The sequence below is a fragment of the Kineococcus indalonis genome, assembly GCF_009906395.1.
Lineage (GTDB): Bacteria > Actinomycetota > Actinomycetes > Actinomycetales > Kineococcaceae > Kineococcus > Kineococcus indalonis.
Window position 1 is genome coordinate 1 of the sequence record NZ_JAAALM010000074.1, and the last position, 10893, is coordinate 10893.

The window sequence follows — 10893 nt, forward strand, 5'->3', positions numbered from 1 at the left end:
ACCTCCAGGCGCCGCACGACGTCCCCCACGGCCAGGACGGCGTGGTGCGAGGGCAGCTTCTCGACGAACCGGTAGCCGTCCTGCACGCGCAGGACGGCGCCGTTGAGGCAGTCCGAGCGCTCGTACTGCTCGTAGCGGGGGAGGGTGGCCGCTGTCGCCGTGAGGGTGCGCATGGTGCTGTCGATCTTCACGACGGTGATGTCGCCGGTGGGGAAGCGGGCGTCCAGCGCGTGCGCGTTCTCGTCGACGATCTCCAGCACCGGCGGGCGGACCGCCCACTGCGTGGCCCAGGACTGCGGCACGATCCCGAAGAAGCCGCAGTGCGCGGCGAGGACGTGGTTCTGGGGGTCCTGCACGTCGGGGAAGTAGGGGATCTTCTCGTGCTTCAGGGCCGCACCGCCCATGAGGAAGGGGTAGAGGTTGGTCATCATCACGGGGGTGCGCAGCGACTCCCACGTGAGGAACTCGGTGATCATCGACGTGAGGTCGGCCTCGCAGCCCCAGATCAGCCCGCGCTCCTCGAAGAGCAGGTTCCACGCCAGGCACGGCGTGGTGCTGGACGTGCCGGACTCGTTCAGGCAGTTGACGCCCGCGGCGATGACGCCGGGCGTCTCGTCGAGCTCGTCGCCCAGGGCCAGCTTGATGCGCAGCGCGTCGCCGCGCGCGCGCGAGCTCAGGCCGTGGACGGGCACGCTCTCCTGCAGGCGGGCGGCCTCGGCCTCCACGCGCGCCCCGGGCAGGGCCTCGGCGCGGGCGACCAGCTCGCGGTAGCTGCGCCGCTGCACCTGCACGCCGAACCGCTCGTGCAGGTCGTGCACGCACTCCTCCTCCCACCAGTAGAAGCGCTTGAAGATGTCCGGCTGCTTCCCGGCGCCGAGGTCGTCCTGGTAGGCCAGCATGACCGCGCCGGCCAGGCGCTCCCTGACCGCCAGGGCGCGGGCGGTGTCGTGGAACTCCTGCAGCGAGGTCGGTGCGGTGGTGCTCACCCCGCGCCGGCGCAGGTAGTCGCGGATCTCCCAGTCCCACATCGACACCGTGCCGAACTCGGAGGTGACGACGAGCAGGGGGACCTCGACCGCGCGGAACTGCTCCAGCAGCCGGTACGCCAGGCCGCTGAGGTCGGGCAGGACCACCGCGCTGGCGCTCGTGCCCGCCGCCTCGGACAGCGGGACCGGCGGCAGCCACTGCACCAGGTCGCCCCCGAGGCGGCGCAGGTGCTCCAGCTGCTCCCGGAAGGCCGGCTGGGGCTCGTCCTCCAGGTGCACCGGCAGGAACCGTGCCGGCGGGTGCGGGGCGTGGGGGGCCATGGCGGCGACCTTTCCTGGAGGCGACGGCGGCGTCGACCCGCGGGGACGGCGGGTGCCGGGCGCGAGGTGCGACCGAACCACATCCGCGGGGCGCTGTACAGCCCCGCGGCCGGTCCCGGTCGACCCTTGACATCAACTTACTTACCGTCCGTATCATGACGACCGAGTCGAGCGCCGCTGCCCGACCCAGCTCCAGGATCGTCGCCCGATCGCTGTTCGAGGTTCTCAACGAGGAGATGTCATGCCCGGTCCGACCATCCCCGCCACCTCTGACGGAGGATCCGCCGCGCTGAGCCGGCGCTCGCTGCTGACGCTGGGCACGGTCGGCGCCGCCACGCTGGGCAGCGTGCCGCTGCTGTCCTCGTGCGGGTCCGACGAGGGCTCCGGCGGCGGCGGCAAGACCACCGTGCGCGTGTGGACCTGGTACAGCGAGCAGCAGGACGAGTGGCCGCGGCTCGTCTCGGAGTTCGAGGCGGCCAACCCCTCGATCACGATCGAGAACCGCGTCTTCGGCACGCCCGACCAGTACCTGCCGGCGCTGGCCGCCGCCGTCTCCGGCGGGGACGTCCCGGAGATCTTCGCCCCCCACGTGCGCGCGCTCACCTACGGCGAGGCCGGCATCTCCGCGGACCTCAACGCCGAGCTCGGCACGGACTTCCTGTCCGACTTCTTCCAGTCCACGATCGACGAGTACACCCTGGACGGCAAGCAGTACGCCCTGGGCTGGATGGCGCAGACCTTCGGCATCTTCTACAACCCCGACCTCATGAGCGCCGCGGGCGTGGACGGCGAGCCGGAGACCTGGGACGACCTCATCGCGGCCGCGCAGCGGATCAACGCCACCGGCAAGAGCGCCGTCTCGCTGTCGGCCAACCCGGGCACCAGCGGGCTGGACTTCTTCCTGCCCCTGCTCGCCCAGGTCTCCGACGACCCCACCTTCTACCTGCGCCTGGACCAGCTCGACGGCGTCACCTACACCGACCCCGTGGTCGTGCAGTCCCTGGAGCTGCTGAAGAAGCTGGTGGACGGCGGGGTGTTCCAGCCCGGCGTCAACGGCACCTCCGGCGACCAGGCCAGCTCGCTGTTCTTCACCGAGGGCGCGGCGATGAACTTCAACGGCTCGTGGGCGCCGCAGAACCTCGTGCAGAACGCCACCCCGGAGTTCGTGCAGAAGTACCGGGTCATGAAGAACCCCGCGCTGACCCCGGGCGCGCAGCACTACACCGCCAACCAGGCCGGGGCCGGCCTGGCGGTCAGCGCCACGAGCAGGGCCAAGGACGCCGCCCTGGAGTTCATCCGGTTCCTCTACTCCCCGGAGCAGTACGTGCAGACGATGAACAACTCCAACTCGATGCCCTCGACCAAGTCCGCCGCCACCGAGGTGACCAACCCGATCCTCAAGCAGATGACGTCCTGGCTGCTGGACGGCGACGGGGTGCCGCACATCCCCTTCGGCAACGGCTCCAGCGAGGCCGGCGGCCCGCTGGCCGGCATCTGGGACGGCTCCGCCGAGCCGTCCGCGGTCGCCGCCGAGATGCAGACCGCCGTCACCAACGCGCGCGGCTGAGCGCGCCGGTGTCCGCGCAGCTGCTCAGCGGCGGAGCCGCCCGGCGCGAGCGCGTCGCCTCCGGCCGGCTGCACCGCCCGGAGACGATCGCCGGGTACGTCTTCATCCTCCCCACCGTCGCCCTCTTCGCGCTCTTCGTCGGCTACCCGATCGTCCGGGCGGTCTACATCAGCCTGACGTCCTGGAGCGGCTTCGGCGACCCGGTCTTCACGGGCCTGGAGAACTACGCGCGCATGGCCGCCGACCCCGTCGCCCGGGCGGCCTTCGTGCGCACCCTCGTCTTCGCCGCGGTCACCACCGTGCTGCAGACGCTCCTCCCGCTGGGGGCGGCGGTCCTGATCAACAGCACGTGGAAGCGCTTCGGCGTCGTGGCCCGCACGCTGCTGTTCATCCCGGGGATCGTCTCCTTCGTCGTCACCGGGGTCGTCTGGCGCCTGGTGCTGGACCCCAACGTCGGCGTCGTCAACCGCCTGCTGGACTCCATCGGGCTGGAGACCCTCTCGCGCACGTGGCTGGGCGAGGCGCAGACCGCCCTGCCCACGATCGTCGTCGTGGCCCTGTGGCAGGGCCTGGGGCTCAACATGCTGATCTTCTTCGCCGGCCTGCAGGGCATCGACCCGACGCTGTACGAGGCCGCCGAGACCGACGGCGCCAACGCGTGGCAGAAGTTCCGCTACGTGACCGTCCCCGGGCTGCAGGTCATCACCACCATCGTGGTCAGCCTGAACCTGATCAACGGCTTCAAGGCGTTCGACCTCATCTACGTCATGACCCAGGGAGGCCCCAACCACGCCAGCGAGGTCATGGGCACCCTGCTGTACGGCCTGGCGTTCGGCTCCACCTCCGGGTCGGTGCCGCAGTTCGGCTACGCCTCGGCCATGAGCATCGTCGTGCTGCTGCTGTGCACCGCCGCCGTGACCGTCCAGCTCGTCCTGAACCGGAGGGCCGCTCGATGAGCGCTCACCCCACCGCACCCGACCGACCCGGCCTGGCCGCGCCGGCGGCGCTGCCCGCCCGCCCGCGCAGCCGGCACCGCGCGCGGCGCACGGCGACCCGCTCCCTGACCGCCGTCGTGATCGGCGTCGTCTGCCTGGCGGTGGCCTCACCGCTGGCGTGGATGATCGCGACGTCCCTGCGGCCGGGGAACACCGTCTTCACCGGCAGCTTCCTGCCCGAGTCCCTCACGCTGGACGCCTACCGCCAGGTGCTCTCGACCACCGACTTCGGCACGCACTTCTGGAACAGCGTGTGGATCACCGCAGCCACCGTGGTCGGTGTCCTGCTCTTCGCCACGCTCAGCGGCTACGCCTTCGCGCGCCTGTCCTTCCCGTTCAAGAACGTCGTCTACCTGCTGCTGCTGAGCACGCTGATGATGCCCTCCACCGCCCTGATCCTGCCGCTGTACCTGCAGCTGCGCGACCTGGGTCTGCTGGACTCGCAGACGGGGTTGCTGGTGCTCTACGTCAGCGGTTCCACGCCCTTCGCGATGTTCCTGATGCGCGCCTTCTTCGAGACGCTGCCCCTGGAGCTGACCCAGGCCGCGCGCATCGACGGCGCCGGCGAGTTCACGATCTTCTGGAGGGTGATCCTGCCGCTGACCCGCCCGGGCCTGGCGACCGTGGTCATCTTCCAGTTCCTGCAGACGTGGAACGAGTTCCTCATGGCCAACACCGTCCTGCAGGACACCGGCAAGCTGCCGCTGCAGCCGGTGCTGTTCAGCCTGCTGGGCCAGTACTCCACCAACTGGCCGCTGCTCACCGCCGGCCTGGTCCTTTCCGTCATCCCCATCATCACCGTCTACGTCTGGATGCAGCGGCAGTTCGTCGCTGGCATGACGCTCGGCGCCGTCAAGAACTGAGGTCTCCCGTGCCCATCACCTCCCTCGTGCTCAACGTCGCCGACGTGGCCCGCTCCGTCGACTTCTACACCACCCACCTGCAGGCCAAGCTGCTGGGAGCCGCCACCGAGCGCGGCGCCACCCTGGACCTGCTGACGGCCACCGTCGAGCTCGTCGCCGTCGGGCCCGGGGCGCCGGCGTCCACGTGGGTCCCCGACGACCTGCAGCGCGGCTTCCGGCACGTCGGCTTCAAGGTCGACCGCGTCGACCCCCACGTCGAGCAGCTCAAGGCCGCCGGCGTGCAGTTCCAGCTGGAGCCGATCGAGGCCGAGGGCGGGGTGCGCATCACGTTCTTCCGCGACCCCGACGGCACCCTGCTCGAGCTCGTCGAGCGCGACCTGCAGTACACCCGGGTCCTGGACGAGGCCGGCGTGGCCGCCGAGCGGGCCCAGGGCGTGCCCGAGCGCCCCCGCTTCGACCACGTCGCCCTCACCGTGCAGGACCTGCACGCCACCGAGGCCTCCTACACCCCCTTCGGGTTCACGACGATCGGCGCCATCGCCCAGCCGCACGACCCGCGCGGCTTCGACATCCACTACCTGAAGTCCGGCGACACGGTGCTGGAGGTCTTCACCTACCGGGCCGACAAGACCGAGCGCGCCCCGCAGCTGGACGCGCCCGGGTACCTCGCCGCCGTGCTCGAACCCGGCGCCACCGCGGCGCAGGGCCTGAGGGCGGTCGGCTCGTGGGACGGGCGCACCGTGCACGCCGACCAGGACGGCTTCACGACGATCACCGGCGGCTGAGCGGTGGTGCAGCCCTCCGACGCCACCTGGATGCGTCCCCTGGGGAGCACCGGGTTGAGCGTGTCGGCCCTGGCCCTGGGCGGCGCGCCCCTGGGCAGCATGCCGGAGAACTTCGGCTACGAGGTCCCCGAGAGCCGGGCCGTGGAACTGGTGCGGGCCTGCCTGGACAGCCCCGTGCGCACCATCGACACGTCCAACGGCTACAGCGGCGGGCGCAGCGAGCAGCGCATCGGCGCGGGCATCGCGGCCCACGGCGGGCTGCCGGCGGACGTCGTGGTGATCACCAAGGTCGACCCGCGCGACGGCGACTACTCCGGCCGGCGCGTGCGCGACTCGGTCGAGGAGAGCCGCCGGCGCCTGGGGCTGGAGCGCCTGCCGCTGGTGCACCTGCACGACCCGGAGTTCCACCCCTGGGAGGTGATCACCGCCCCCGGCGGCGCGGTCGACGCGCTGGTGGACCTGCGCGAGAGCGGGGCCGTCGGCAGCATCGGCGTGGCCGGCGGCCACGCCGCCACCGTGGCCCGGTACCTGGACCTGGGGGTCTTCGACGCCGTGCTGGTGCACAACCGCTGGACGCTGGTGGACCGCAGCGCCGGGGAGCTCATCGAGCGGGCCGCCGCGCGCGGCGTCGGCGTCGTCAACGCCGCCGTCTACGGCGGGGGGATGCTCGCCCGCCGGGACGACGCGCACGACCGCGGCGGGAGCGGGGACGGCGCCGGGCCCCGCTACGGCTACCGCCCGGCGCACCCGGCCACCGTGCGCGCCGTCGCCCGCATGCGCGAGGTCTGCGCCCGCCACGGCACCGACCTGGCCACCGCCGCCCTGCAGCACTCCCTGCGCGACGGCCGCATCGCCACCACGGTCGTCGGCCTCAGCAGGCCCGGGCGGCTCGAGGAGGCCGTGCGCGCCGCCGGTGCGGACCTGCCCGACGCCTTCTGGCAGGAGGTCGAGAGCCTCGTGCCCCCGCGCGAGGCGTGGCTGGACCACCAGGACGCCGCCTGAGCCGCGGGCACCGTCCGCCGCACGCCCCCGAACCCCACCGCGAAACCCCGTGAGGAACCCATGCCCCTCGTCAGGATCGACATGCACCAGCACCTGGCCGACAAGCGGGCGGCCATCAGCGCCGCCGTCCACCGCGGCCTCGTGGCGAGCCTCGGGATGCCCGAGGACGACCTGTTCCAGATCTTCCGCCTGCACGAACCCGGGGACCTCGTCTACTCCACCACCTTCCCCGACGCCGAGCGCAGCGACATCGTCTTCGTGCAGATCCTCCTGGCGCGCCTGTACGACGGCGCGCAGAAGCAGGCCATGGGCGCGGCGGTCGTGCGCGAGCTGGTCGCCGAGGGGCTCAAGGCCGACGACGTCCTCATCGCCTGCACCGAGAACGACGGACCGGACTGGTTCGCGCCCTCGCGCGACTTCGGCCGGGAGGCGCTCAGCCGATGACCGCGCGCAGCGACCTGCCCGCCGACTTCACCTGGGGCACGGCCACCGCCGCTTACCAGGTCGAGGGCGCCGCCGCGCTGGACGGGCGCGGGCCCAGCATCTGGGACACCTTCACCCGCCGGGAGGGCGCCGTCGTCGGCGGCGACACCGGCGACGTCGCGGTGGACCACTACCACCGCTTCGGCGAGGACGTGGACCTGATGCGTGAGCTGGGCACGAACGCCTACCGCTTCTCCCTGTCGTGGTCGCGCCTGCTGCCCGAGGGCACCGGCACCCTCAACCGGGCCGGCGTGGACTTCTACCGCCGCCTGGCCGAGCGGCTGCTCGAGCACGGCGTGACGCCCTGGGTCACGCTGTACCACTGGGACCTGCCCCAGGCCCTGCAGGACCGCGGCGGCTGGCTCGAGCGCGACACCGCCGGGCACCTCGCCGACTTCGCCGCCGCGGCCCACGGCGCCCTCGGCGACCTCGTCACCGACTGGATCACCCTCAACGAACCCTGGTGCGCGGCCTTCCTCGGCCACGGCTCGGGCGTGCACGCCCCCGGCCTGCGGGTGGGCACCCGCGCCGCCCGCGCCGCGCACCACCTGCTGCTCGGGCACGGGCTGGCCGTCGACGCGATCCGGGCGGGCAGCACCCCCGCCAGCGTCGGGGTGACGCTGAACCTGTACTCCGTGCGGGCCGCCTCCGGCAGCGGGGCCGACCGCGACGCGGCGCGCCGCGTGGACGGGCTGCAGAACAGGTTCTTCCTCGAGCCGGTGCTGACCGGGCGCTACCCCGAGGACGTCGTGCGCGACCTGGGCGAGCAGGAGTGGTTCACCGCGAACTCCGCCGACCTGGCGCGGATCCACCGCCCGATCGACTTCCTCGGCGTCAACTACTACAGCCGGCACACCGTGGCCGCCCCCGACCCCGCCGCGGACGCCGCCGGCGGGGGCACCTTCGGGCCGGCCTTCCCCGGCAGCGAGGGCGTGCGCTCGGTGGACACCGGAGCGCCCCGCACCCACATGGGCTGGCCCGTGGTGCCCGAGGGCCTGGTCGACGTGCTGGAGCAGGCCCACGCCCTGGCCCCCGCGCTGCCGCTGCACGTCACCGAGAACGGCTCGGCCTACCCCGACACCGTCGAGGAGGACGGCGCCGTGCACGACGGCGAGCGCCTGAGGTACCTGCAGCAGCACGTCGAGGCGTGCGCCCTCGCGCGCGAGCGCGGCATCCCGCTCGCGGGGTACTTCGTGTGGAGCCTGATGGACAACTTCGAGTGGGCCTGGGGCTTCAGCCGCCGCTTCGGGCTGGTGCGGGTGGACTACGACACCCAGCAGCGCACCGTCAAGGACAGCGGGCGCTGGCTGCGCGCCTTCCTGCGCGAGGGCGCGAGCACCGGCGACCAGCGCCGCCCCGCGCCGGGCGCCCGGAGCCCCGGCGCGGTGGTGTAGGGGATGATGGTGCCCTCGGCGGCAGGAGCCGAGCGGTGAGCGCTCCCCGGCGGGGAGCGCGAGGAGCCGAGCGGACGGTCCGTGCGGCCCGCGAGGAAGGGGTCCGGTGGCCGCGAAGTTCCCGAGCCGCTCAGCGTCGGAGACCGGTCGGGCCATCGTCGACCTCGTGCGCTCCAGCGGCGTCATCAGCAGGGTGGAGCTCGCCGAGCGCTCCGGGCTGACCGGCGCCTCGATCTCGCGCACCGTCAAGCGCCTGCTGGACGACGGCCTGCTCGTCGAGACCGGGCAGGGCGACCCCACCGGCGGCAAGCGCCGCACGCTGCTGGAGCTGAACACCCAGGGCCGCTACGCGGTGGGCGTCTCCGTGGACGACGCCCGCCTGACGTACGTGCTGATCAACCTGCGCGGGGAGGTGGTGGGGCAGCTGACCTCAGGCGGCGCCGGACCGGCCGAGCCGCGCGTGGTGGTCCGGCGCATGGCCAAGGAGGTCATGGGCCTGCTCAAGCGGCACCGGGTGCGCTCGGTGCGCGACGTCACCGGCATCGGCGTGGCCATCCCGGGGCGCCTGGACGCGCGGGGTCACTCGATGCGCGCCTCGCGCGAGGCCACCGAGTGGGAGCAGTACGCCCTGGAGTCGGCCCTGGGGGAGGCCACCGGGCTGCCGGTGACGCTCGAGCACGACTACGTCTGCGCGGCGCTGGGCGAGTTCTGGGTCGGGCGCATCCCCGCCACGGCCGACTTCATCTGCTTCTACGCCGCCACCGGCTTCGGCGGGGGCATCGTCCTGGAGGGCGAGGTCTACCGGGGTTCCTCCGCCAACGCCGGCGAGATCGGGCACATGACGCTCGACGTGGACGGCCCGCGCTGCTGGTGCGGCTCCCGCGGGTGCCTGGAGGCCTTCGCCGGGCCGCGCACCGTGGTCGCCAAGGCCCTGGCCCGGCGCGGGGTCGCCGCCCGGCTGGGCCTGACCGGCACGCCGCAGGACCTGCGCGCCGACTTCGCCGCCGTCGCCGCCGCGGCCGTGGCCGGGGACGCGGACTGCTCGGTGCTGGTGCGCGAGTCGGCGCGCTACGTCAGCGCCGCCGTGCTGTCCCTGGCCAACGTGATGGACCTGGACCGCGTCGTCCTGTCCGGTCCCGCGTTCGCCGAGGCCGGACCGCTGTACCTGGACGCCGCGCAGGACGCCGTCAGCAACCTGTCCTTCATGCGGCAGGTGCACCCGGTGACCATCGAGCTGTCCCAGCTGGGGCTCAGCTCGGCCGCCGTCGGGGCGGCCACGGTCGCCCTGGACGAGAACCTCCTGGTGCCGGCGCAGCAGGGCCCCGCGCTGACCCGGGGGCCCCGCGGCCGCCGGGCCCTCACGGGTGGATCAGCGCCTTGATGCACGAGCGGTCCGAGGCCACGGCCTCCAGGGCCCGCCCGTAGGAACCCAGGCCGAAGCGGTGGGTGACCATCCCCTCGGTGCGCACGGTGCCGCTGCGCAGCGCCGCCACGGCCCGGTCGAAGCTGAACGCCTGCGTGTAGGAGCCCTTCAGCGTCAGCTCCCGGCGGAAGACCTCGTTGGTGCTCAACGGCACCCGGGCCGCCTCCGGGGCCATGCCGAAGAAGAGCACCGTGCCGCCGTGCCGGGTCAGCGGCACGCACTGCTCCTGCACCGCCGGCGCGCCGGTGGCGTCGACCACGACGTCGTAGCCGTCCGGGGCGTCGGCGCGCAGCCGCGCGGTCGTGGCCGCCGGGTCGGCGCGGTCCAGCAGCACCGTCCCCGAGGCCCCCAGGGCCCGCGCCAGGTCCAGCTTGGCCGGGGTGGGCGCCGCCACCGTCAGGCGCCAGGCGCCGCTGCGCGCCAGCAGCTGCGTCAGGACCAGCCCGGTGGTGCCGGCGCCGAGGAGCAGCACGTCGCTGCCCGGCGCCGGGGCCAGCACGTCCACGGCGTGCACCGCGCAGGCCACCGGTTCGGCGAAGGCCGCGACCTCCAGCGGCAGGTCGTCCACCGGGTGGCACTGCCCGGCCGGGGCGGCGACGAGCTCGGCGAAACCCCCGGGCTCGGTCACGCCCAGGTCGCGCAGCCGCGTGCAGTACATCGGCATGGCCCGCCGGCAGTTCGCGCAGGTGCCGCAGGAGACGCGGTTGTTCAGCGCCACCAGCTGACCCACGCGCAGGTCCTCCACGCCCTCCCCGAGCCGCTCCACCTCGCCGACGACCTCGTGGCCGGGGGTGAACGGGTAGCGCGGGGAGAACTCGCCGTGGTGCAGGTGCACGTCGGTGCCGCACACCCCGGCCGAGCGCACCCGCAGGCGCACCTCACCGGCGCCCGGATGCGGGTCGGGCCGCTCGGTCAGCGCGTACGAGAGCGGGGCGTCGTACCAGATGGCCTTCACGGCGCGTCCTCCTGAGCCTCGTGGTGGGGTCCGTGCACGGCTGCGTGCGCGGTGGGGCGCGCCCGCGGCGGGGCGGTCCCGGTGGCGGCCAGCAGCGCGGCGGGGTTGTGCACCAGCAG

Annotated in this window: 10 protein-coding genes; 8 read left to right on the forward strand and 2 right to left on the reverse strand. The window is 73.3% G+C overall.

From position 1 onward, the window contains the following. Positions 1-1307: hypothetical protein (locus GTR00_RS05935; RefSeq protein WP_166610715.1), on the reverse strand; the 1307-nt coding region annotated here is incomplete at its 3' end. Between the two features lie 241 nt (positions 1308-1548). Between GTR00_RS05935 and GTR00_RS05940 the strand changes: the two genes are divergently transcribed. The 8 genes from GTR00_RS05940 to GTR00_RS05975 all read left to right on the forward strand — a co-directional run bounded on the left by GTR00_RS05940 (position 1549) and on the right by GTR00_RS05975 (position 9777). Beyond that, a complete protein-coding gene (locus tag GTR00_RS05940) occupies positions 1549-2874 on the forward strand; it encodes an ABC transporter substrate-binding protein (RefSeq protein ID WP_166610716.1) in 1326 nt (441 codons plus the stop codon). Positions 2875-2882: 8 nt separating this feature from the next. Then, complete coding sequence (locus tag GTR00_RS05945; RefSeq protein WP_166610717.1) at positions 2883-3830, forward strand: carbohydrate ABC transporter permease; 948 nt, start codon at positions 2883-2885, stop codon at positions 3828-3830. Next, the gene (locus GTR00_RS05950) at positions 3827-4732 is read left to right on the forward strand and encodes a carbohydrate ABC transporter permease (RefSeq protein WP_166610718.1); all 906 of its coding nucleotides are present in this window, start codon (positions 3827-3829) and stop codon (positions 4730-4732) included. Before GTR00_RS05945 ends, GTR00_RS05950 begins: the two co-directional genes overlap by 4 nt. Positions 4733-4740: 8 nt before the next feature. Further along, positions 4741-5517 carry a VOC family protein gene (locus tag GTR00_RS05955; protein WP_166610719.1) on the forward strand — a complete coding sequence of 259 codons (777 nt, stop codon included), beginning with the start codon at positions 4741-4743 and terminating at the stop codon, positions 5515-5517. A gap of 30 nt (positions 5518-5547) precedes the next feature. Further along, entirely contained in the window at positions 5548-6519 is a 972-nt protein-coding gene (locus tag GTR00_RS05960; RefSeq protein WP_166610720.1) for an aldo/keto reductase, read from the forward strand. A gap of 60 nt (positions 6520-6579) precedes the next feature. Continuing rightward, a complete protein-coding gene (locus GTR00_RS05965) occupies positions 6580-6963 on the forward strand; it encodes a tautomerase family protein (RefSeq protein ID WP_166610721.1) in 384 nt (127 codons plus the stop codon). Then, on the forward strand, positions 6960-8396 hold the full coding sequence (locus tag GTR00_RS05970) for a GH1 family beta-glucosidase (RefSeq protein ID WP_166610722.1): 1437 nt from the start codon (positions 6960-6962) through the stop codon (positions 8394-8396). The genes GTR00_RS05965 and GTR00_RS05970 overlap by 4 nt, the downstream gene beginning before the upstream one ends. A 106-nt stretch (positions 8397-8502) precedes the next feature. Continuing rightward, positions 8503-9777 carry an ROK family transcriptional regulator gene (locus tag GTR00_RS05975; RefSeq protein ID WP_166610723.1) on the forward strand — a complete coding sequence of 425 codons (1275 nt, stop codon included), beginning with the start codon at positions 8503-8505 and terminating at the stop codon, positions 9775-9777. Here GTR00_RS05975 and GTR00_RS05980 read toward each other — a convergent pair. Beyond that, positions 9755-10774, reverse strand: a complete 1020-nt coding sequence (locus GTR00_RS05980; protein WP_166610724.1) for a zinc-dependent alcohol dehydrogenase family protein — start codon at positions 10772-10774, stop codon at positions 9755-9757. The genes GTR00_RS05975 and GTR00_RS05980 overlap by 23 nt on opposite strands. Positions 10775-10893 lie beyond the last annotated feature (119 nt).

What these genes read in the sequence shown, in the direction of transcription:
- GTR00_RS05965 (WP_166610721.1), top strand. Translation starts at nt 6,580, where the DNA reads ATGCCCCTCGTCAGGATCGACATGCACCAGCACCTGGCCGACAAGCGG.
- GTR00_RS05950 (WP_166610718.1), top strand. Translation starts at nt 3,827, where the DNA reads ATGAGCGCTCACCCCACCGCACCCGACCGACCCGGCCTGGCCGCGCCG.
- GTR00_RS05960 (WP_166610720.1), top strand. Translation starts at nt 5,548, where the DNA reads ATGCGTCCCCTGGGGAGCACCGGGTTGAGCGTGTCGGCCCTGGCCCTG.
- GTR00_RS05970 (WP_166610722.1), top strand. Translation starts at nt 6,960, where the DNA reads ATGACCGCGCGCAGCGACCTGCCCGCCGACTTCACCTGGGGCACGGCC.
- GTR00_RS05940 (WP_166610716.1), top strand. Translation starts at nt 1,549, where the DNA reads ATGCCCGGTCCGACCATCCCCGCCACCTCTGACGGAGGATCCGCCGCG.